This is a genomic window from Campylobacter subantarcticus LMG 24377, from assembly GCF_000816305.1.
Taxonomy (GTDB): domain Bacteria; phylum Campylobacterota; class Campylobacteria; order Campylobacterales; family Campylobacteraceae; genus Campylobacter_D; species Campylobacter_D subantarcticus.
In genome coordinates this window covers 374,704-395,842 of sequence record NZ_CP007773.1, presented here as the reverse complement: position 1 = coordinate 395,842, position 21,139 = coordinate 374,704, and the positions used below count along the sequence as shown (strand labels likewise).

The following is a 21,139-nucleotide window of genomic DNA, read 5'->3' as shown; positions in this document are numbered from 1 at the left end:
TATATAAAAGATAAATTTTTTCTGATACTCAATATCAATTTTTAATTATATATTATGGTTTTGTTCGAAGATATCTGTATGTAAAATTTCTTCTAAAACTACCGTAGCATACGATCCTTTTTGTAAGAAAAATTCCAAAGTAAAATGAGCTTTTTCTTCATCATAATGACTTTTACAATCTTGCAAATAAGACCACATAAAGCGTCTTGAACCTTGCATTTTATCTTTAAACTCATATACAAAAGAAAAAATCTCATCTTCTAATTTTTTAGCTAGGCCTCCATTTACTTCATAAGCTTTAGAGCCCATTAAAAGTCCCATGGCACTAATATCTTTTTGATTAAATCTTTCTACTTCACTTGACAAATCTTCACATACAAAACACTTGCCAAAAGGATAGTGTCCTAAAACTTCACCTTTTAAAAGCTTAAAAAACTGCTTTTGATTTTTTAAACTTTTGATTTCTTCTTTTTCTAAACCATAAATTTGCTTTATTTCTTTTTCACAAAAATCATTAATAAAATGTGATAATTCCACCCTTTTACTCAAATATCTATTAAAAAGCTCACTTTGAAAAGCAGAAATTAAAAATTCTTGCATTTTTTTATTTTTAATTTTTTTGCCTTTTAAAATTTCTAATCCTTGTAAAAAATTATCTTGAAATTTACCAAAACGTTGGTATCCAAAATAATTAGCAAAACCTTGTTCTTGGATATTTTTAAAAGCTTGTTCTATTTTTAAAGTATCTACTTTTGAAACTTTTTTTAATCTTATAAAAAATGAATTACCTTTTAAATGTCCTATTCTAAGTTTATTATCATGATAAAAACTTTCTAAAATTTTCATTTTATCATGTTTAAAATTTTTCAAACTCTCTTCGTATTTTTTGGGCATAGAAATGTATTGAAAAGTCAAGCCTTGCTTGTCTTTTAGACCACTATAACCAAAATCTTTCATTTTAACACCACTATGCTCACTTAAAATTCTCAAAGCTTCACTAGTACTAAGATCTTTTTTTTGTATATGTAAAATTAAATGCTCACCTTTTCCACTAAATTCATACAAAGACCTTTCTCTTACTACAAAATCATTGCTATTTTTTGAAAAATATACATTTATTGGACTATGTTTTAAAGTATACAAGGGTTTAAAAATGATGTTCTTTTCCATAGTATTTATACCTTCCTATTGTTGTTTTTGCAAAAATATTTAGTTTAATTCTATGCTTTTTTGCCATATTTTGTATAAATGCTTTATGTTTTTTATCAAAAGCAAATAAAATTTCATATTCTTCTGCGCTATTTAAGCTAAATTTATCTAATTTTTTAAGGAATTTTACACTAAGTTGGTTTTGAAACAACATTCTTGATAAGTCTTTGTTTAAACCATCTGAAATATCCATACTCACTCTAACTTTTTTTGCTATATCATAAAAAAAATTCTGCCTTAAATTTGGTTTTATAAAACGATGTTTGGAATGCAATTTTCCACCGCGAAATAAAATATTTAACCCTTTTAAACTCTCACCTAATTTCCCACTAAAGGCAAGCAAATCTCCTTTTTTTAAACCTTTTCTAAAAATAGCCTTTTTATTTACCTTAGAAATAATAGTTACACTAATATTGATTTTATTATCCGCTATGGTATCTCCACCTATAATTTGCACCCCAAATTCTTTTGCACTATCTAATAAACCTTTTTGCAAAGCTTTAACTTGTTTCATTTCTAAACATTTTGGCAAAGAAAGCCCTAAAAGAGCATATTTTGGCGTAGCATTCATAATAATTGCGTCAGAAATATTAACAAGCATAGCCTTTGCTCCAACTTGCTCTAAGCTCATCCAAGAGCGTTTAAAATGCACGTCTTCACAAAATAAATCTTTAGAATAACAATATCCATCGATGATTGCCCCATCATCTCCATTGATAGGATTAGCAAAAGCATTGATAATAAATTTTTCTTTATCCATGTGAATATTTTATACAAAAAGCTTTTAATTTTATATAATAATTAAATTTTTATAAGTTTAAAATGTATATAATGAAAAATAATACCAAGGATAAAATATGCAAATAACTTTAAGAATTTTTCGTTTTGATAAAGATAGTGATTATTTAGCTTATTATAAACCTTATGTTTATGATAGTAAAAATTTTAAAAGTGTTTATGATATTTTAATGCAAGTGAAAAAAGATGATATATATTTTGACTTTGAAGAAAATCCAGAAAGTTGCATTAAAATCAACCAAGTTGCCATTAGACAAAGAAGAGATTTAAATAATATCATTGAAAAATTTGGAAAAGAACTCATCATAGAACCACTTGACACTAAAAGAGCAACCAAAGATTTAATCATGGATAAAAGTGATTTTTTAGAGAAACTCGAACTTTTTAAAGGGCTTATTGATGTACACGATGTAGAGCTTTATAAACAATATGACTTTTTATATTATACAAGCGAAGTTAGAGAATTTTTACCTGAATATCTAGGAGATAGCTTTTTTATATTTGCTTATAAAATGCTACTTAAATACCCAGAAAAAGCACCACAATTTTTAAAACTAGTCGCAGATGAAGAAAAGGGAATTTATTATCACACAAAATTTAAAAATTTTATTTCTTCAAATGAGCTTGATTATGAATCTTATATTAAAGAATTAAAAGTTATGCTTGTAAAATCAGGCCTTGCAAGAAGTATTTTTTAAGGAATGAATAATGTATAAAATCTATACCAATAGCAATAATGATTTATTTTGTTATTTTGATATTATCAAAGATGCTTTAGATAAAGTTGGAGTTCAAAACACATTATGTGAAAAACCTTTGGGTAAAAATTATTTTATTATTGATTATGATCCAAAAGATATCTTAGATGAATATTCAAGAATGATGAATGAGGATAATATTTTAGCTTGCGAATATAGCTCTTATGAAATTATGAGTAAAATTGAAAAAATCCAATATGCTCCAAAGATTTTTTTAGATCATATCAAACAAGAACATATTAAACATTTTTTTAAACAATTTAATATAGGTATATATCAAGGATTTTCTAATGCGAGCTGTTCTTTAGAGCTTGCTAAAATACTTAAAGCAAAAACAATAGATTTTGAAAGAAAATACAAAAGCTGTGGTTATAGGTTTTTAAATTTAAATGCCGAACTAGCCTACAAAAGCTCAGCTGCAATTATTTTAGATGCTTATGATGGTGGCTGTGATTTTCTAGTAGTTGAGGATTTTTATTCTTTTTATATGTTTGATAAATGCTATGAAGAATTACAAACAATTTCAAATAGAAATTTTGAAGATTTTTATATTTTAAGTTTTGCAGAGCTTGCAAATTTAGCCCTAGGTATAGTACCATACACTTTAAAAAAACACAAATTAAAGGTGAGTTTAATCAATGAAAATCGCTCTTGAATGTAAGGATTTAATTTTAGAAAAAACTCTAGAAGTTGCTTTAAAAGATTTTTTAGTTTTAAAGAAAGATTGTGATTTTTTAGTATGTGATGAAAAAATTAACACACAAAAGCCACAATTTATCATCAATAAAAAATCCAACTTCCTAACCTTACCTTTTAGTATGGAAGAGTTACTCAATGCTTTAAATGATTTTAATGCAAGCTTGCAAAATATTGCCTACAAAATAGCAATGCGTGAGAAAAAAATCATGAATCAAAAATGCGAAGCTATCTTAGAACAATTACGTCAAGAAAGTCACGAAAAAATCGATGCATTGTTTGATCTTTACAAAGCAGAACTTAAAAATCTCATCAAAGAAGAAAATAATAATGTATAAAACACAAGAATATCAAAGTGTAAAAGATTTTTTAAATTCCTATAAAGAAAAAGAAAAGAAAAAATCTAACGCCAAAAAAGTACCTAAAATTTACACTAGCATAGAAAGCGGAATTTACAAGGGTAAAAAAATTCTACTTCCTAGTTTAGATACCACAAGAAGCACCAAAAGTATAGTAAAATCTTGTGTTTTTAATGTTTTGCGTTTTTCATTGCAAGATAAGGTTTTCATAGAAGCTTTTGGTGGAAGTGCTTTAATGGCACTAGAAGCAAGAAGTAATGGTTGCTTAAAAAGTTATGCTATAGAAAAAGATAAAAAGGCTTATGAAATCGCTTTAAAAAATGCTTCCAATATTGATCAAAACACCATTTGCTTTAATGATGATACTTTCAAAAAAACTCCTCAAATCATTCAAAATTCTCAAGAGGATATCATTCTATACCTTGATCCACCTTTTGATATTAGAGAAGGTTTTTTTGATATTTATGAAAAAACTTTAAAATTGATAGAAAATATACAAAATTCAAATGTAAAAATCATCATCATAGAACATCATAGCACTTTTAAAACTCCAGCTAAAATACAAAATTATGAAAAAAATAAAGAAAGAAAATTTGGCTCAACCACTCTGAGTTTTTACTCCTTTATATAAATTTGGAACTTTTTTTGCTTTAATTGTATGAAAATAGCATAGATTAAAGGAAGAATCGATGAAAATATTATTTTTGAGCTTAGTGCTAAGTCTAAGCATTTTTGCAGCTACTATCAAAGAACTTACCAATGTGGTAGGTGTTAGAGATAATCAACTTATAGGATATGGTTTGGTTGTTGGTTTAAATGGAAGTGGAGATGGCACAAGTAGTGAATTTACTCTACAATCTATTTCAAATATGCTTCAAGGTATGAATGTAAAAATTAGTCCAGGCGATATTAAATCAAAAAATACAGCAGCAGTAATGGTTACAGCAAAGCTTCCTGCTTTTGCAAGAAGTGGGGATAAGCTTGATGTAAGTGTAGCTTCTTTGGGTGATGCAAAATCTTTACAAGGTGGAACCTTACTTATGACAGCTCTAAAAGGGGTTGATGGAGAAATTTATGCAGTAGCTCAAGGTTCTTTAGCTATAGGTGGACTTAGTCCAAGACCAGGTGCTGCAGGGACGCATTCAACCTCAGCAAATGTTATTAATGGTGCAGTAGTAGAAAGAGAAATACCTCAAAATTTCAGCCAGACAGATGATTTATTTTTAAGCTTGAAAGATGCTGACTTTAAAACAGCAAACAATATTGAAAGAGTTTTAAACACAATCTTTGATGCAGATATTGCTAAAGCATTAGATTCAAGAACCATTAAACTTACTAAGCCTGAAGAATTTTCTCATGTTGAATTTATGGCAAGAGTATTAGAGCAAGATATCGCTTATACTCCTGAAAGTAAAGTGATTATTGATGAAAGAACTGGAACTATCGTAGCTGGTGTAAATATAGAAGTTGAACCTATATTAATTACCCATAAAGATATCACGATAAAAATTGATCCAAACAATACCGTAGCTTTAGGACAAAATGAAATCGATATGAAAGATGGTGGAATTTTAGATCCTGTATCTAATACTTTAAAAATCACAAATAATAAAACAACCGTAGCAAACATAGCAAGAATGCTTAACAAACTTGGTGCAGCTCCAAATGATATCATAGCTATTATGCAAAATTTAAAAAGAGCTGGTGCAATTAGTGCTGAATTAGAGGTAATATAATGAGAGTGGATAATTACTTAGCGAGTAAAAACTATAGTAGCGAACTTTATGAAAGTATTACTAAACACAATAATAGCTACAAGGCTGCTAAAAACTATGCAGATAGTGCTTTTAAAAATGATTTAACTCATATACAAGCATTAAATGATGAAGATAAAGCTTTAAAAGAACAAACTGATGCTTTTGAAGCTTTTTTAATCAAAAGTGTTTTGGATATTTCTTTAAAACAAGAAAATTCTTTATTTGGAAAAGATGCAAGTGATGAAATTTATTCATCTATGTATAATGATACTATGAGTAAAGCATTAAGCGGGGGATTAGGTTTTTCAAAATTATTATTTGATTATTTAAAAGAAAGAGGTTAAGTTATTTTTTTAAGTGTCGATATAGTTCTTAGAGTTTTTCAATAGAACTGGAGGCTTAAAATGATAAACCCTATACATCAAAGTTATGTAGCTCAAGTTGCTGCTAATGATATAAACAAAACAGAAAACAAAGAAAACAACAAGGCAAAAGAAACTCAAAAGGCAGAAGAAAGTAAAGCATCTATCATTGCTTCTCAAATTAAAAATGGCGAGTATAAAATCAACCTGCAAGCCACTTCTAAAGCAATAGCAGATTCTTTATTATAGTTTTTATCCTTTTTTGGGTTAGTGCCTAAGAAAGGATAAAAAATGGTTAAACAATACTTAGACGAAACAAATTCTATTTTAGAAAAACTCATCAATCTTACTCTAGAAGATATTGGTCAAATTCAAACTGCTAACCACAAACATGTAAGTCAAAGCATTGAAGATAAAACTAAACTTGTGAGTGATTTTCAACTTGCTAAAAAAAATCTTGATAAAGCCCTAGTAGATCTTAGCAATCAAGGTAATAACAAAGGCTTAGATGAGCTTTTAGATGAAGAAGATAAAGAAAAATTAGCACTCTTAAAGCAAAATTTAAATACCTTGCACCAAAAAAACAAGGAATACGCTAAATTAGTACTCATCATTAAAAACTTTTATGACAATCTTTTAAATACGATGTTTGAACAAAGTGGAACAAATAATGCTTATGGAGATCAAAAAACTATTCCAGATTCACTATTTAAGATCAACGTTTAAAGGTTAAGATTATGGGAATTTTTGACAGTTTATATACAGGAGTTAGCGGCATAAGAGCTGCCGAACTTCAAATCAATACCACAGGTAATAATATCTCCAATGCAAATGCAGTATTTTATACTAGACAAAGAGCTGTGCAAAGTTCTGGTATGTCTATTGATAGAGGCGGCTTACACCTAGGAACAGGTACACAAATTGATACCGTAAAAAGATTGCACGATGAGCACTCTTACTATGAATTAAAAAATGCCACTACTCAACAAAATTATACAAATTATTTAGGACAAATTTTACAAGAAGCAAGTCAAAGATTTCCTGATATGCAAGGAACTGGTATTTTACAAGATTATAAAAACTACTATGATGCATGGAATAACTTTGCTTCTAATCCAAATGATGGGGCAAGTAAAATAGATCTTGTTAATAGCGCAAACACATTAACTCAAAACATACAAAAAACCTTACAAGATCTTAGCAAAATGCAACAAACCGTCAATGAACAAATCAGACAAACTGTGGATGAGATTAACAACATCGGTCAAGAAATAGCAAATATTAATAAACAACTTGAAAACGAGGAAGTTTTACCAACTGATAATGCGAATCAACTAAGAGATAGGAGAGATGAGCTTGAACTTAGGCTTTCAAAATTGGTTGATGCAGTAGCCTGGAAAGGAAAAAGCTCTCAAGATAGCACCTTAGAATCCACTATGACTGATTCAGGAAGATATTATGATTTAAGCATTCAAGGTTTTAGCATAGTCAATGGCTCTAGCTTTCATCCTTTAAAATTAGATGATAACAATCCCAATGGATTTTATCAAATTTATTATGAAGTAAATGATGAAAATCGCTATGATTTAACAGGTAAAATTTCAGGTGGGCAACTAGGAGCACAACTAGATCTTAGAGGCAGAAACTATGATGGCAATCATGACACTTACAGTGATGGAATTTTACAAGATTACAAAGATATGTTAAATACTTTTACAAAAACACTCATCACACAAACTAATAATGTCTACGCTCAAGCAGCAACTGACAAGGTAAACTCAGACAATCTAAATGGCTTAAAACCTGATACATCTTTGATGAGCTATGATAAAAATATTCAAGCGGGTAGTTTTGATATTATCATATATAACAATGAAGGTAAAGAAGCAGCTAAAAGAACCATAAAAATCGATGTCAATACCACCATAGAAGATGTGATCAAACAAATCAATGCTGATATCGATGACAACAAGGATAACACGCCTGGAAATGACTTAGATGATTATTTTAAAGCCTTTTACCATTATGATAGTCAAAGTGATAGTGGAAATTTCCAAATCAATGGTTTAAAAGAAGGTTATAAAATAGCTTTTAAAGACAATGGAACTAATTTTCCTGGGGCTTTGAATGTATCTTCGTTTTTTAATGGTCAAGATGCAAACAGTATTAATGTAAATTCAAGCATTAGAAACGATCCAAATAGCCTAAAAGCGAGCTCAAATGGAGTTGGTGGGAATAACGATGTAGCAAATGCAATGTTGCAGCTACAAACCCAAAAAGTTAATTTCTACAACAAAGATGGCACTGTAGACACCATGACTTTAGATGGTTATTATAGAAAATTTACAGGTCAAATTGCTTCAGATGCCGAGAGCAATGGTTTTGCACATGCAACTAACATGACAGTATTTAATACAGCGTATGCAGAATACCAATCAAAAAGTGGAGTAAATACTAATGAAGAATTAGCAGCACTCATACAATATCAAGCAAGTTATGGTGCTGCAGCTAAAATCGTAACCACTGTTGATCAAATGCTTGATACCTTACTTGGCTTAAAATCTTAATGCGTATTAAAGCTCTTTTAGATGAAGCTATTTTAAGCAAAAATACTCAAAAAGAGCTTTTCTCTTATCCTGATCCTTTGCAAATTGCAAGTATTTATAAAGATGAAAGTATTGCTTTAATTTGCGCTTTATTTGCATATGGAAATGCCAAAAATATTGTCAATTTTCTAAAAAAGCTTGACTTTTCCTTGCTGCAAAAAGCTGATGATGACATCATCAAAGAATGCAGCGCATTAAAATATCGCTTTCAAAATTCCCAAGATATCGCACAAATTTTTATTACGCTCAAGCGTATAAAAAATGAGAATAGCATTGAAAATATTTTTACCCAAGACTATCAAAAAGAACATGATATTACTCAAGGCATTCGATCTTTTATAGAAAAAGTTTACAAAGTTAACTCTTACCGAAGTTATGGTTATGAATTTTTCTTCTCTAAAGAATTTAACTATCCCAAATCACCCCTAAAACGCTATAATATGTACCTTAGATGGATGGTAAGAAAAGATGAGCTTGATTTGGGCTTATTTAAAAATATCAACAAAAAAGACCTACTTATGCCCTTAGATACCCACACACATAAAGTTTCATTGAAACTTAAGCTTTTAAAGCGTAAGATTTATGACTTCAAAAGTGTTATGGAGCTTACGCAAAATCTTAGAAAACTAGATCCTGCTGATCCTGTTAAATATGATTTTGCTTTATATCGTATCGGACAAAACAAGGAAAGCTTATGGAGCTTGAATTAACTTACTATGTGATTTTATTTTTTGTTGCTGCTTTTGCAGGTTGTGTTGATACAATTGTAGGTGGTGGTGGGCTTATTACTATACCTGCTTTATTTGCCTGTGGCATTCCCCCACATTTGGCCTTAGCCACCAATAAACTTCAAAGTACCTTTGGTTCGCTCACTGCGGTTTTAGCTTATAGAAAATCCATGCACATAGAAAAGATAGCACTAGGAATTTTATTTACTGCTATTGGTGCAGCTATTGGAACTTATGCGGTTTTACTCATTGATCAAGATGCTATAAAAATTGTTGTTTTAATTTGTCTTATTTTGATCTTTTTTTATACAATTTTTAAACCTGATCTAGGACATATTCACAATAAAGCTAAAATGAGTACCACAAGTTTTCAAATCATCTTTGGTTTATTGCTTGGTTTTTATGATGGCTTTTTAGGGCCTGGTACTGGTTCTTTTTGGATTTTTGCTTGTGTGATATTTCTTGGTTTTAGTATGAAAAATGCTAGTATTAATACCAAAATTTTAAATTTCACTAGCAACATCGTAGCCCTAACTGTATTTTTATATTCTTATGAAGTGCTGTGGAAAGTTGGTATTTTAATGGGTGTAGGTCAAGTTTTAGGAGCTTTTATAGGATCAAAATTAGTCTTAAAAACTCAAGGAACTTTTATCAAAAAGCTTTTTTTAACTATAGTTGCTCTAACCATAATCAAAGTTGCTTATGATTATCTTGCTTAAAAAGCTTGATTAATTTGCCACATAGGCAAGAAAACACCTAGAGCCAAGATCAATATTAAAATTGCCATAAAAACAGTCATCAAAGGCTCTAAAACACTCAAAAACCTTTGAATATAATTTTCTTTTTTATATTCATAAAATAAAGCAAGCCCATAAGTACCTTCATCTAATTTAGAACTTTTTAAACCCAAATTTAACATTCTTACCACAAAAGGTTCAAAAAGCCTTGTGTTAAAAAAAGCTTGATCTAAATCAAGTCCTGATTCAAATGAAGTCTTTATAAAAAACATTTTATTTTTAAAAAATTGATTTTCTATACCTTCACAAGCAAGTTCAAAAGCTCTTTTTATATCTACCCCTGCTTTTAATAAATACGAAAAAATCAAGAAAAAACAAAATTTATCTTGGTAAAATATTATTTTTCCAAAAACTGGGAAATGAAAAAGAATTTTATGAAAAAACAAAGATTTCCTAAAAGAACAAGCAAGTGTTATAAAAAATCCCACGCTCAATATAATAAATACATAAAAATGCTTAAAAAAATCTCCTAAAACAAAAAGAATTTGAGTAATTTTTGGCAAATCTAATTCAAGATGCAAAAATAAAGTCTTAAATTCAGGTAAAACCAAAATCATTAGAACAAAAAAAGCTAGAATAATACATATAAAAACGAAAAGCGGATAAGTTATAGCCTTTTTAAACTGCTTAAAACTATAAAGATTTTTTTCTTTTAGATTAATGATAATCTCAAAAGCTTTATATAAATCCTCTTTGCCATCACAAATTTTTAAAATAGCACATTCTCTAGAATTTAAAATACCTCTAAAAGCTTCATTATAAGAGCTTCCATTTTTGAGTTTATTATAAATTACACTAAATATTTTAGCTATATGCGCATCATGATTTGATCTTGCAAATTCTAAAATAACTTCTTGCAAGCTTAATCCTGCTTTTAAAACCATATTTAAATCTTTGAGAATAAAAATAAACTCTTCTTCTTTAATTTTATGTTTTATTATTCCAAAATATTCTTCAATGCTAATAATATTTTCAAATGATTTTTGTGCAAAATTTCTAGCTTCGTATAGATTTTTAGCCTTAATTACGCATTGTTTTTGTTCTTTGTTTAAGATGTAAAAAATTATAAATTTTTTCAAAAACTAATCTTTCTTAACTCATCTATACTTGTTAAACCAAGCCTTATTTTTTCTAAAGCATCCATACCTAAAGTTAAAAAGCCTTTTTTTAAAGCATATGTTAAAATATTTTCATAATTTGCATTATTTTCTATCATACTTTTTAATTTACAATCTAACAATAAAAACTCAGCCACCAACAAACGCCCTTTATATCCACTATACATACACTTAGCGCAACCTTTTGCTTTGTAGAATTTTCCTTCAAAAACTTGATTTTGAAAATGAAATTTTTCCTCGCTAAGTTCTTTACATTCACATAGTTTTCTTACCAAGCGTTGGGCTATGATTAAATTAAGTGCATAAGCTATTAAATATTCTTTTGCGCCCATATGTTTCATTCTAAAAATAGCTTCTATAGCACCATTAGTATGCAAGGTACTCAAAACCAAATGTCCACTTAAAGAAGCTTTTAAAACTATATTCAAACTCTCCTCATCTCTAATTTCTCCCACCATAATCACATCAGGATCTTGCCTTAAAACCGATCTTAAGGCTTTATGAAAGTCAAAGCCATTCTTAGAATTTAACAAAATTTGCTGAGCATGTTTAAGCTTGTATTCTATGGGATCTTCTAGAGTAATGATTTTTTTATTTTGATCAAGCTCGTTTAAAATAGCATGCATAAAAGTACTTTTACCACTCCCAGTTGGCCCACAAAATAAAATCAAACCATAGGCTGCATTTATGTGTTTTTTTAAACAGATTAAATTTTCTTCTTTAATAAAAAGCCTATTAAGTTTTAAAATATACTCATCTTGTTTTAAAATCCTAAGCACTGCACTTTGCCCAAATAACAAAGGCATAATTGAAACTCTAAAATCATATTTTTGTTCTAAAATAATCTTAGAAAAACTCCCATCTTGAGCTTGTCTTTGCTCGGCTACATTAAGTAGGGTGATGATTTTTATATGCATTAATAAAGCCTGATAAGAACTCACATCAAGACTATGGATACATTTTAGCTCTCCATCTATTCTAAATCTTATCAAGACTTCATTTTCCAAAGGCTCTAAATGAATATCACTTGCTCTTAAAAAACAAGCATAAGTTAAAATTAAATGCAAAAATTGTTCTAATAAGAACTCATCTTTATTTTCATCACTTTTTAAATTAAGTTCTAATTTATCAAGATAGTTTTGAAAGCAAATTAAAAATTTAACCCTTTCTAGTAAAAATTTAAATTGTGTAAAATCACAAAGAAAAATTTTAATAGTCCTTAAGCGATATAGATTTTGTATTTTTTCTAAAATATTCTCATCTAAAGGCTTAAAAGAAGCTATATGAATATTTTCATCATCTTCATAAAAACAAAAAATGCTATATTGTTCTATTAAAGAAAAAGGTAAAATATGAAGATATTTTTCTATTTCAAGAGTTTGATTCAAATCTAAAATTTCTAATTTATATTCTAAAGCCAATTCTTGCAAAGAAAGTTCATTTAAAGCTTTTATTTCTTTTGTATCATTCAAAATAATTTCCTAAAAGTTTTTCATACTCTTCTTTAGCTCTCAAAGCATCTTCATGCTTTCCAAGCTTTAATTTAGCATTGATAAAAACTAACCATGCTTCTTTTTCTAACAACTCAAATTCATTTGCCTCAACAGCCCAAAAAATAGCCTTTTGATAATCTTTGATTTGATAAAAGTATTTAGCCAAATTTAAAGCATTCTCATAACTTGGATGGTGAATAAATTTTTCATAAAAAACATTTTGTTCAAAACTTTCATTTTGAATATCCATTGCATTCACAAAGGACAAATAAATAAAAAGGCTAAAACATATCATCTTCATGCATAAATCCCAAATCTTTCAAGCTAAGTATTTTTTTATCTGCTTTTATCAAACTTGGTTTGATAATAAACACTATTTCACTAGTATCTTCTAAATTTTGTTTTCCTTGAAACAAAGCACCAAAAATTGGAATTTTAGATAAAGCACTTACCTCGTTATGATTGCTAATCGTATTTTTACTAATTAATCCACCCAAAATCAAAGTTTGTCCATCATCAACTTCAACAACAGTTGAAAGCTTTTTTTGTATAGTATCAGGTGCAATATTTCTTGGCTTATTTTGACGATGATTATCAACGCTATATTTAAAATCACTCAAACTAGGATTAATTCTAAGCATAATTTTATGATCATCTGAAATTTCTGGCAAAATATTTAGTAAAATTCCTACAAAAATAGAATAATTATTATAAGTTTCACTAATGGTCGTACCATTCTCAGTACCCTTAGAGCTTTCTTTTACTTGATAATTAATCGTATCGCCAATAGAGATAATAGCTTGTTGATTATTAAGCGCCATAAGTTTTGGATTAGAAAGTACAGTGGTTTTACCATTTTCTTGTAATAAATTTAAAATAGCCTTAATTTCAACATTAGCTTTAAGATTAATATTTTTAACACCACTTTTATTGATTATAAAATCATTATCATCTCCATTAAGTTTAAAAGCAAGCTCTTGCCAGTTAATCCCGCTTGAATGGCTTTTATTTAAATGTACTGCAACTATGCTTACATCAATTAAAACTTGCTTTTTAAGTCTTTTATTTAAATCTTTTAGATATTTTTCAACTCTTGCAAGCTCATACAAAGTAGCATTTAAAGTAATAATCCCTGCGTTAGTATTGATAATAGGTTTGGTTGTATTTTCATCTAATAAAGCTTGAATTTCTTCTGAAATTTTTTCCCAAAAATTAAATTTATCCGTACTAATAACTAAATTATCCGCCTCTTTAGCACTATCATAATCACCTTGTTTAGGTCTTGAGTCCACCGAAGCTTTAGTAATACTCTGCCCTTCTCTAATAGAGCTTATATAATGAACTTTAAAAGTTTTAACTTGTCTTCCATAAATTTTTAAAATATTTTTTTCATACTCATAAGCAAGATTATTTTCCATCAATAAAAGTTTAAAAATTTCCCTTAAAGACATTTTTCTTATGTGTAAATAATTTTGAGTATAATTTAACCTTTCTCTAGCTAGTGAATCTTTTATTATAATACTAAAACCACATTCTCTACCAAGTTCATTTAAAATTTCAATCAAAGAAGTTTTATTTTCTACACTAATATCAAAAAAGCGTTGATGACATTGTGAGGCAAAAACATTTGTAAAAGTTAAAATACTAATGAACAAAAATATTATTTTTTTCATACAATTTTAAAACCATGATTTTTTCTTCCTTTATCAATACAACTTGAGAATTTTTTATCTCAGCAATCTTAAAACCTTCAATATCATCATTTAAAGCATACCATTTATTGTCAATCTTGACTTTATTTGAAATAATCGCTTGCAAAGAAAAATTAGATTTTATTTTTGTAGTTTTTTGAAAAAAGGGATCTTGAATTACATTCAAATCAAGACCATCGTAGCAATCTTGATTTAAAAATAAATGATTGGCGTGTAAGACACCAACCATCGATAAACTCATCATAAGAAATCGCAACAATTTTAATTTTCGTTACTAAAATCAGCACTTGCTAAACGCTTTAGTTGTCTATAACGGCGTTGTGCATCTGCTTTATTTCTTTCGAAAAATTCCTTAGCTTGTTCAGGATTAGATTTTTTCAATGAAGTATAACGTACTTCATTCATTAAAAAGTTTTCATATAAATCCCAATCAGGCTCTTTAGAAGAAATTGTTAAAGGATTTTTTCCTTCTGCTTCTAAACGTGGATCATAAATATAAGTTGGCCAATATCCACATTTTGTAGCAAGTTCTGCTTGATTTCCTGAATTTCCAAGTCCACCTTTAATACCATGAGCTATACAAGGAGAATAAGCAATAATCAAAGAAGGTCCATCATATGTTTCAGCGGCCATTACTGCTTTTAACAATTGTGCATAATTTGCATTAGAATTTACTTGAGCTACAAAAATATAACCATAAGTCATAGCAATTTGGCCTAAGTCTTTTTTCTGTACTGGCTTACCTGCTGCAGCAAATTGAGCTACTGAGCCTGTTCTTGAAGATTTCGAGCTTTGACCTCCAGTATTTGAATATACTTCCGTATCAAGCACTAAAATGTTAACATTTTCACCACTTGCTAAAACATGATCAAGCCCGCCATAACCTATATCATAAGCCCAACCATCACCACCAAAAATCCAATGTGATTTTTTACTTAAATAGCTTTTTAATTCTAAGATATCATTCACTGATTTAATTTGTTTATTTTCTTCTAACAATGGTACTAATTTATCTCTTAATTCTAGTGAGATTTTAGAGTCTTCTTTATTTGCAATCCACTCTTTATATAATGCAGAAAGTGCATTAGGAACTTCTTGCATGCTTTCATTCATAATATGTTCGATTTTATGTCTTGTGGTTTCAGTTGCTATTTTCATACCCAAACCAAACTCTGCATTATCTTCGAACAAAGAATTGCCCCATGCGGGTCCATGTCCGTTTTTGTTGCTTTTTCTATATGGAGTCGAAGGAGCTGAGCCACCATAAATAGAACTACAACCTGTCGCATTGGCAATAATCATTCTTTCGCCAAATAATCTCGTGATTAAAGTAATATAAGGAGTTTCCCCACAACCTGGACACGCACCATGGAATTCAAATAAAGGCTGCGCAAATTGAATACCTTTGGCATTTTCTCTATTTAAGATATTATCTTTATAACTTACTTTTTTGAATAAATAATCCGCATTGTCTTGTTCACCATGATCAAGCTCTTCACCCAGCGGCACCATTACTAAAGATTTTTCTTTAGTTGGACACTCATGCACGCAAAGCTCACAACCTGTACAATCAAGTGGTGAAACTTGAATTTTAAAGTTTAATTTCTGATCTTTTACGCCTTTAGCATTAAGACTATGCTCCTTTACACCCTCTGGAGCATTATTTAACTCTTCTTCATTAATCAAGAATGGTCTAATAACTGCATGCGGGCACACTGAAGCACACTGATTACATTGAATACAATTAGCCTCAATCCATCTTGGCACCATAACCCCAACGCCTCTTTTTTCATATTCAGTCGTTCCATGCTCAAAACTACCATCTTCATAGCCCAAAAATGCCGAAACTGGCAAATCATCACCTTTAGCTGCATTCATAGGTTTTGCGATTTTTTCAACAAATTCAGTACCTTTATAAGCTATGGTTTCTTCTTTTGTCTCATCTGCTAAATTTGCCCAAGAAGGATCAATGTCAACTTTTACAAGTCCATCTGCACCTACATCAATGGCTTTATAGTTCATTTCAACTATCGCATCACCTTTTTTACTATACGATTTATATGCAAATTCTTTCATGTATTTTTGTGCATCTTCAAAAGGAATGATATTAGCTAGTTTAAAAAATGCTGATTGCATGATTGTATTTGTTCTACTACCTAAACCTATTTCTCTAGCTAATTTTGTAGCATTGATGATATAAAAATTGATTTCTTTTTGCGCTAAAACTCTTTTTACTGTATTTGGAATTTTCTTAACAGTTTCTTCTGCACTCCAAATACTATTTAAAAGGAAAGTTCCACCTTTTCTAATGCCAGCTAAAACATCATAAATTTCTAAATACGCAGCCACAGAACACGCTACAAAATGCGGAGTAGAAACTAAATAAGTTGAAGTGATAGGCTTTTTAGAAAATCTCAAGTGACTTCTTGTGTAACCACCTGATTTTTTAGAATCATAAGCAAAATAAGCTTGCGCATAAAAGTCTGTTTTATCCCCTATGATTTTAATAGAGTTTTTGTTTGCACCTACAGTACCATCAGCACCAAGGCCATAGAATAAACATTCTATAGTGCTTTCATCACCTAAAGAAATTTTTTCTCCCACAGGCAATGAAGTAAAAGTTACATCATCATTAATTCCTATGGTAAAACCATCTTTTGGATTAGCTTGATTTAGGTTTTCAAAAACCGCTAGAAGTTGAGCAGGATCAACATCTTTTGAAGAAAGTCCATATCTACCACCAACGATTAAAGGTGCCTTTTCTTTGCCATAGTATGCAGTTTTTAAGTCTAAATAAAGTGGCTCACCTAAACTTCCTGGTTCTTTAGTTCTGTCTAAAACAGCTATTTTTTCAACACTTTGAGGCATTACATCAAACAAGTATTTCAAACTAAATGGTCTATATAAATGGACTTTTAAAACTCCTACTTTTTCACCTTTGCTATTGAGGTAATCTACAACTTCTTTTAAAGCTTCAGTCACCGAACCCATTGCAACTACAATGCGCGTTGCATTTTTATCTCCATAATACACAAAAGGCTTGTATTCTCTTCCTGTGATTTTTGAAATTTCTTGCATATATTCATTAACAATATCAGGAATAGCTTCATAGTATTTATTTGCCAATTCTCTTGTTTGGAAATAAATATCATCATTTTGTGCCGTACCTCTTGTTTTTGGATTTTCCGGATTTAAACAGGAATTTCTAAACTCCAATAAAGCCTCACGGTCAAGCAAACGATCAAAATGCGCATAATCCATTACTTCAATTTTTTGAATTTCATGAGAAGTTCTAAAACCATCAAAAAAATGCATAAAAGGCACTCTACCTTTAATGGCTGCTAAGTGAGCTACACCTGCTAAATCCATACTTTCTTGCACAGAATGTGAGCAAAGCATAGCAAAACCTGTTTGTTTTGCAGCATAAATATCTTGATGATCCCCAAAAATAGAAAGCGCTTGAGAAGCCAAAGCTCTAGCTGCTACATGGATCACACCAGGTAAAAGCTGTCCTGCTATTTTATACATATTTGGTATTTTTAATAAAAGACCTTGAGAAGCAGTGTAAGTAGTTGTTAAAGCACCCGCTTGCAAAGAACCATGAACTGTTCCTGCTGCACCCGCTTCACTTTGCATTTCTACAACTTTAACCGGCACTCCAAAAAGATTTTTTTTACCCTGAGAAGCCCATATATCAGTATAATCAGCCATAGGAGAACTTGGAGTGATAGGATAAATTCCAGCAACCTCTGTAAACGCATAAGCAGCATATGCTGCTGCTTCGTTACCATCCATTGTTTTCATTATTTTACTCATCTAATTATCCTTATCATTAAAGTAATTACTTAAAATCATTAGCTACTTTATCTTGAATTGTCTTAAACAATGATAAAAATTTTTTATTATTTCTATGTAAGAAGTTGGAGTGTGAAGTTATCGGATATTTTTTATATACTCTATTGCTTCATAGGTATTATCAAATAATAAAGTTTTAAATTGGCGCAAACTTTCTTTACTCTCATAACCACTACTAACTGCTACAGGTGTAATACCCGCTTCAACAGCTGCCATAATATCCAAATGAGTATCACCGATCATAAATGCATTTTCTTTGTCTTTAGATAATTTTTCCAAAGCTAATAAAATGGGTTCAGCATGTGGTTTAGGATGAACTACATCATCTCTACCTATAATAACTTTAAAATACTTACCTATCCCCAAATGATCTAGCAATGGTTTAGAAAATTTAGAACTTTTAGTCGTCACAACAGCTAAATCGGCAATCAAACTTGCTTCTTGAACACTTTTTTTTGCAAAGGTAAGTAAAGATGTTTGTTTTATATAAATTTGCTGATATACACTTCTATATGCATTGATATACTCGCTTGTTTTTTCCTTTTTGACTCCAAGTTTTTCAAAAGCTACATCTAAAGGAAAACCTATCAATGATTTGACGACCTCATGATCTCTCAATGGCTGATCAAATGCTCTAAAAGCAGCATCAAAACCATCTAAAATGGCACTTGTAGAATCTATCAAAGTGCCATCTAGGTCAAATAAAATTGTTTTTCTTAGCAAATTTTACTCTTTAATGAAAAATTTTGCTTCAACGCGTCTATTTTGAGCACGACCTTCTTTAGTATCATTACTTGCTTTTGGCATATCATAACCATAACCTTTGGTAATTATTTTTTCTTTAGCTACGCCTGTTTTTTCAAGTTCTTTTGCTACAGCATTTGCACGCTCTAAGGAAAGTTTTTGATTGTAAGCTTTAGGGCCTGTATTATCCGTATGTCCTTCTAAGATAGTATAATATTGTGGATTTTCCTCTAAAACCTTACCTACTTCTTGAATTTGTTTAGCAAATTCTAAATTAATATTGCTCTGATCAAAACCAAAATGTCCTTCAAGAGCTATTGTTTTCTCACATCCTATATGATCAAGCAAGGCGCCTTTTCTTGGCTCTGGACAAGATTTTTCGATTTTTTTTGCTTGAACTTTTTGCACAAGTGGTTGACTTGTGGTTTGCGGCGCTTTTAGAGTGTTATTACCAAAATAAAAACTTAAACCAATACTAGAAATCAAATTATGCTCGCCGTTGTTAAATTTAATCTGATCTCTTGCTTCTACTCTTAAAGCTAAATCCTCTCCAAGTGCAAACTTCAAACCTGCGCCATATTGAGCAAACATACCACTTTTGTTTTCATACGCCCCATGACTCAAATACTCATAACCCGCACCCAACAAACCATATAAATAAACATGATTTGCTAAATCAATACCTTTAATTGCATTGGTGTAAAATCTTGATACACTAGTACTTGTATGTGTATTATCACTTGGATTGTTGTATTTTGCATTATCATTATATTCTATACCAAGCTCTGCTTGATCTATCCATAAATCATCATAATGATAACCAAATCTCAATCCCACTCCACCATAGTTTTTAAGATCTAAATTTCCTTCTGGAGTTGTATAGTTAAAAGTTGGAGTGATTTCTATTTTACTAGCATCAAAAGCAAATAATACAGTAGCTAAACTTACCAAACTTATAATTTTCTTCATAAAATTTCCTTTGGAAAATAAATAAAATGTAGATTATTATATAGCAAAAAAGATTAAAATAAAATAAGCCCCTTTGGGTAGGGGCTTAAATTTACTACAAAAAGGAGGTTTCCCTGATCGGACTTTGAAATTATAAAAGTATATTCTAAACAAAAAATCCTTTGATTTTAAACAAAATAAAAATATAAGAAAAAAATTGTAATTTATGAAAAATGGAGGAAATTTGGATCCATAAAAAGGATCCAAAGAGAATTAACGTTTAGAGAATTGTGGACTTCTTCTTGCTTTTCTGCGACCATATTTTTTACGTTCAACAGTTCTACTATCTCTAGTAAGAAGTCCTTTTGGTTTTAATAACGCTCTAAAATCTGCATCCATAGCAGCTAAAGCTCTTGAAATACCATGTCTTAAAGCTTCAGCTTGAGCGCTATAACCACCACCTAGGGTAGTCGCTTTAATATCCATAGAAGTTTCTTGTTTAGTTACTAATAAAGGCTGAACTACTTTTAATTTTATAGCCTCATGTCCGCCAAGCCAAGTGTTTAAATCCATACCATTAACGATGATTTTACCACTACCAGCTTTTACCCAAACTTTAGCTACAGCGGTTTTTCTTTTACCTGTTGCGTATGTTGTTGCCATGATTATTTTCCTTTATTAGCAATTTGAGCAGTATGAGGATGTTCGCTACCTGCATAAATTTTTAGTTTTCTAAGCATAGCTCTACCTAGGTTTGTTTTAGGTAGCATACCACGAACTGCTAATTTATATAATTTAACTGGATTTTTTTCTAATAAATCACCAAATTTTTCGCTTTTAACGCTTCCAAAATACCCTGAATGTCTGTGGTATAGTTTATCTTCTGCTTTATTTGCACCTGTGAAAACTGCTTTAGAAGCATTGATAATGATTACATAATCTCCACAATCAACATTTGGAGTATAGTAAGGTTTATTTTTACCTCTTAAAATAGTCGCTACTTCTGTTAAAAGACGACCAAAACGCTTTCCTTCAGCGTCTAAAACGATCCATTCGCGTTTTACTTCGTTTGGCTTTGTTATCTTTGTCATCATCTTACCTTTGCCAAAAATTTTTTTAAAAATGAGATTATAATTATTTTAGCTTAATTAATACTTAATTTAAGAATATTTAAAGTTTAAATATTTTGATTAATTCCT

General features: G+C 29.9%; 23 protein-coding genes. 11 read left to right on the top strand and 12 right to left on the bottom strand.

The annotated features are described in order from the left end of the window. Window positions 1-45: 45 nt before the first annotated feature. Together truD and CSUB8523_RS02110 are read right to left on the bottom strand one after the other, a co-directional pair. Window positions 46-1,179 carry a tRNA pseudouridine(13) synthase TruD gene (truD, locus tag CSUB8523_RS02115; protein ID WP_082019361.1) on the bottom strand — a complete coding sequence of 378 codons (1,134 nt, stop codon included), beginning with the start codon at window positions 1,177-1,179 and terminating at the stop codon, window positions 46-48. Continuing rightward, complete coding sequence (locus CSUB8523_RS02110; protein ID WP_043019472.1) at window positions 1,148-1,969, bottom strand: thiamine-phosphate kinase; 822 nt, start codon at window positions 1,967-1,969, stop codon at window positions 1,148-1,150. The genes truD and CSUB8523_RS02110 overlap by 32 nt, the downstream gene beginning before the upstream one ends. Before the next feature lie 97 nt (window positions 1,970-2,066). Here CSUB8523_RS02110 and CSUB8523_RS02105 point away from each other — a divergent pair, with 97 nt between their 5' ends. Genes CSUB8523_RS02105 through CSUB8523_RS02055 form a run of 11 tightly spaced genes read left to right on the top strand, consistent with a single transcriptional unit; the run spans window position 2,067 to window position 9,992 of the window. Beyond that, window positions 2,067-2,705, top strand: coding sequence for a DUF5644 domain-containing protein (locus tag CSUB8523_RS02105; RefSeq protein WP_052242970.1), 639 nt, complete (start codon window positions 2,067-2,069; stop codon window positions 2,703-2,705). Between the two features lie 10 nt (window positions 2,706-2,715). After that, the gene (locus CSUB8523_RS09490; RefSeq protein ID WP_052242969.1) at window positions 2,716-3,420 is read left to right on the top strand and encodes an HdrB C-terminal domain-containing protein; all 705 of its coding nucleotides are present in this window, start codon (window positions 2,716-2,718) and stop codon (window positions 3,418-3,420) included. Next, window positions 3,404-3,799 carry a hypothetical protein gene (locus CSUB8523_RS02095; protein WP_043019471.1) on the top strand — a complete coding sequence of 132 codons (396 nt, stop codon included), beginning with the start codon at window positions 3,404-3,406 and terminating at the stop codon, window positions 3,797-3,799. The genes CSUB8523_RS09490 and CSUB8523_RS02095 overlap by 17 nt, the downstream gene beginning before the upstream one ends. Then, a complete protein-coding gene (locus CSUB8523_RS02090) occupies window positions 3,792-4,451 on the top strand; it encodes an RsmD family RNA methyltransferase (protein WP_043019470.1) in 660 nt (219 codons plus the stop codon). Before CSUB8523_RS02095 ends, CSUB8523_RS02090 begins: the two co-directional genes overlap by 8 nt. A gap of 58 nt (window positions 4,452-4,509) precedes the next feature. Continuing rightward, window positions 4,510-5,556 (top strand): flagellar basal body P-ring protein FlgI, encoded by a 1,047-nt coding sequence (locus tag CSUB8523_RS02085; protein ID WP_043019469.1) that lies wholly within the window; start codon window positions 4,510-4,512, stop codon window positions 5,554-5,556. Beyond that, window positions 5,556-5,921, top strand: a complete 366-nt coding sequence (locus CSUB8523_RS02080) for a rod-binding protein (RefSeq protein WP_039617679.1) — start codon at window positions 5,556-5,558, stop codon at window positions 5,919-5,921. The genes CSUB8523_RS02085 and CSUB8523_RS02080 overlap by 1 nt, the downstream gene beginning before the upstream one ends. A 60-nt stretch (window positions 5,922-5,981) precedes the next feature. Further along, window positions 5,982-6,188, top strand: coding sequence for a hypothetical protein (locus CSUB8523_RS02075; RefSeq protein ID WP_039662983.1), 207 nt, complete (start codon window positions 5,982-5,984; stop codon window positions 6,186-6,188). A gap of 42 nt (window positions 6,189-6,230) precedes the next feature. Further along, window positions 6,231-6,665, top strand: coding sequence for a flagellar export chaperone FlgN (gene flgN / locus CSUB8523_RS02070; RefSeq protein ID WP_043019468.1), 435 nt, complete (start codon window positions 6,231-6,233; stop codon window positions 6,663-6,665). Window positions 6,666-6,676: 11 nt separating this feature from the next. Continuing rightward, window positions 6,677-8,506: a flagellar hook-associated protein FlgK gene (gene flgK, locus CSUB8523_RS02065; protein ID WP_043019467.1), complete on the top strand. Its 1,830-nt coding sequence runs from the start codon at window positions 6,677-6,679 to the stop codon at window positions 8,504-8,506. Then, complete coding sequence (locus CSUB8523_RS02060) at window positions 8,506-9,255, top strand: TIGR02757 family protein (RefSeq protein WP_039662976.1); 750 nt, start codon at window positions 8,506-8,508, stop codon at window positions 9,253-9,255. Before flgK ends, CSUB8523_RS02060 begins: the two co-directional genes overlap by 1 nt. Then, the gene (locus CSUB8523_RS02055) at window positions 9,240-9,992 is read left to right on the top strand and encodes a TSUP family transporter (protein WP_043019466.1); all 753 of its coding nucleotides are present in this window, start codon (window positions 9,240-9,242) and stop codon (window positions 9,990-9,992) included. Before CSUB8523_RS02060 ends, CSUB8523_RS02055 begins: the two co-directional genes overlap by 16 nt. Here the strand turns inward: CSUB8523_RS02055 and CSUB8523_RS02050 are convergent. The 10 genes from CSUB8523_RS02050 to rplM form a co-directional block, all read right to left on the bottom strand. Beyond that, on the bottom strand, window positions 9,989-11,149 hold the full coding sequence (locus CSUB8523_RS02050; protein WP_043019465.1) for a transformation system, type II secretion system membrane protein CtsF: 1,161 nt from the start codon (window positions 11,147-11,149) through the stop codon (window positions 9,989-9,991). The two genes, CSUB8523_RS02055 and CSUB8523_RS02050, sit on opposite strands and share 4 nt — an antisense overlap. Next, window positions 11,146-12,660: a transformation system, type II secretion system ATPase CtsE gene (locus CSUB8523_RS02045; RefSeq protein WP_052242968.1), complete on the bottom strand. Its 1,515-nt coding sequence runs from the start codon at window positions 12,658-12,660 to the stop codon at window positions 11,146-11,148. The genes CSUB8523_RS02050 and CSUB8523_RS02045 overlap by 4 nt, the downstream gene beginning before the upstream one ends. Continuing rightward, window positions 12,653-12,982, bottom strand: a complete 330-nt coding sequence (locus tag CSUB8523_RS02040) for a transformation system, membrane protein CtsX (RefSeq protein WP_052242967.1) — start codon at window positions 12,980-12,982, stop codon at window positions 12,653-12,655. Before CSUB8523_RS02040 ends, CSUB8523_RS02045 begins: the two co-directional genes overlap by 8 nt. After that, window positions 12,963-14,354 carry a pilus (MSHA type) biogenesis protein MshL gene (mshL, locus tag CSUB8523_RS02035; RefSeq protein WP_043019464.1) on the bottom strand — a complete coding sequence of 464 codons (1,392 nt, stop codon included), beginning with the start codon at window positions 14,352-14,354 and terminating at the stop codon, window positions 12,963-12,965. The genes CSUB8523_RS02040 and mshL overlap by 20 nt, the downstream gene beginning before the upstream one ends. Beyond that, window positions 14,326-14,622, bottom strand: a complete 297-nt coding sequence (locus tag CSUB8523_RS09485; protein ID WP_052242966.1) for a hypothetical protein — start codon at window positions 14,620-14,622, stop codon at window positions 14,326-14,328. The genes mshL and CSUB8523_RS09485 overlap by 29 nt, the downstream gene beginning before the upstream one ends. Before the next feature lie 32 nt (window positions 14,623-14,654). Then, complete coding sequence (nifJ, locus tag CSUB8523_RS02025) at window positions 14,655-18,209, bottom strand: pyruvate:ferredoxin (flavodoxin) oxidoreductase (protein ID WP_043019463.1); 3,555 nt, start codon at window positions 18,207-18,209, stop codon at window positions 14,655-14,657. 117 nt (window positions 18,210-18,326) lie between these two features. Next, a complete protein-coding gene (locus tag CSUB8523_RS02020) occupies window positions 18,327-18,971 on the bottom strand; it encodes an HAD family hydrolase (protein ID WP_043019462.1) in 645 nt (214 codons plus the stop codon). 3 nt (window positions 18,972-18,974) lie between these two features. After that, window positions 18,975-19,961: an OmpA family protein gene (locus tag CSUB8523_RS02015; RefSeq protein WP_043019461.1), complete on the bottom strand. Its 987-nt coding sequence runs from the start codon at window positions 19,959-19,961 to the stop codon at window positions 18,975-18,977. Window positions 19,962-20,213: 252 nt separating this feature from the next. Further along, window positions 20,214-20,603, bottom strand: a complete 390-nt coding sequence (gene rpsI / locus CSUB8523_RS02010; protein WP_039617655.1) for a 30S ribosomal protein S9 — start codon at window positions 20,601-20,603, stop codon at window positions 20,214-20,216. Between the two features lie 2 nt (window positions 20,604-20,605). Beyond that, on the bottom strand, window positions 20,606-21,031 hold the full coding sequence (gene rplM, locus CSUB8523_RS02005) for a 50S ribosomal protein L13 (protein WP_052243649.1): 426 nt from the start codon (window positions 21,029-21,031) through the stop codon (window positions 20,606-20,608). Between the last annotated feature and the right edge of the window lie 108 nt (window positions 21,032-21,139).

Coding starts and splice junctions, on each gene's coding strand:
- CSUB8523_RS02110 (WP_043019472.1), bottom strand. CDS start 1,969: ATGGATAAAGAAAAATTTATTATCAATGCTTTTGCTAATCCTATCAAT.
- CSUB8523_RS02105 (WP_052242970.1), top strand. CDS start 2,067: ATGCAAATAACTTTAAGAATTTTTCGTTTTGATAAAGATAGTGATTAT.
- CSUB8523_RS09490 (WP_052242969.1), top strand. CDS start 2,716: ATGTATAAAATCTATACCAATAGCAATAATGATTTATTTTGTTATTTT.
- CSUB8523_RS02095 (WP_043019471.1), top strand. CDS start 3,404: ATGAAAATCGCTCTTGAATGTAAGGATTTAATTTTAGAAAAAACTCTA.
- CSUB8523_RS02090 (WP_043019470.1), top strand. CDS start 3,792: ATGTATAAAACACAAGAATATCAAAGTGTAAAAGATTTTTTAAATTCC.
- CSUB8523_RS02085 (WP_043019469.1), top strand. CDS start 4,510: ATGAAAATATTATTTTTGAGCTTAGTGCTAAGTCTAAGCATTTTTGCA.
- CSUB8523_RS02080 (WP_039617679.1), top strand. CDS start 5,556: ATGAGAGTGGATAATTACTTAGCGAGTAAAAACTATAGTAGCGAACTT.
- CSUB8523_RS02075 (WP_039662983.1), top strand. CDS start 5,982: ATGATAAACCCTATACATCAAAGTTATGTAGCTCAAGTTGCTGCTAAT.
- flgN (WP_043019468.1), top strand. CDS start 6,231: ATGGTTAAACAATACTTAGACGAAACAAATTCTATTTTAGAAAAACTC.
- flgK (WP_043019467.1), top strand. CDS start 6,677: ATGGGAATTTTTGACAGTTTATATACAGGAGTTAGCGGCATAAGAGCT.
- CSUB8523_RS02060 (WP_039662976.1), top strand. CDS start 8,506: ATGCGTATTAAAGCTCTTTTAGATGAAGCTATTTTAAGCAAAAATACT.
- CSUB8523_RS02055 (WP_043019466.1), top strand. CDS start 9,240: ATGGAGCTTGAATTAACTTACTATGTGATTTTATTTTTTGTTGCTGCT.
- CSUB8523_RS02040 (WP_052242967.1), bottom strand. CDS start 12,982: ATGAAGATGATATGTTTTAGCCTTTTTATTTATTTGTCCTTTGTGAAT.
- mshL (WP_043019464.1), bottom strand. CDS start 14,354: ATGAAAAAAATAATATTTTTGTTCATTAGTATTTTAACTTTTACAAAT.
- CSUB8523_RS09485 (WP_052242966.1), bottom strand. CDS start 14,622: ATGGTTGGTGTCTTACACGCCAATCATTTATTTTTAAATCAAGATTGC.
- nifJ (WP_043019463.1), bottom strand. CDS start 18,209: ATGAGTAAAATAATGAAAACAATGGATGGTAACGAAGCAGCAGCATAT.
- CSUB8523_RS02015 (WP_043019461.1), bottom strand. CDS start 19,961: ATGAAGAAAATTATAAGTTTGGTAAGTTTAGCTACTGTATTATTTGCT.
- rpsI (WP_039617655.1), bottom strand. CDS start 20,603: ATGGCAACAACATACGCAACAGGTAAAAGAAAAACCGCTGTAGCTAAA.
- rplM (WP_052243649.1), bottom strand. CDS start 21,031: ATGACAAAGATAACAAAGCCAAACGAAGTAAAACGCGAATGGATCGTT.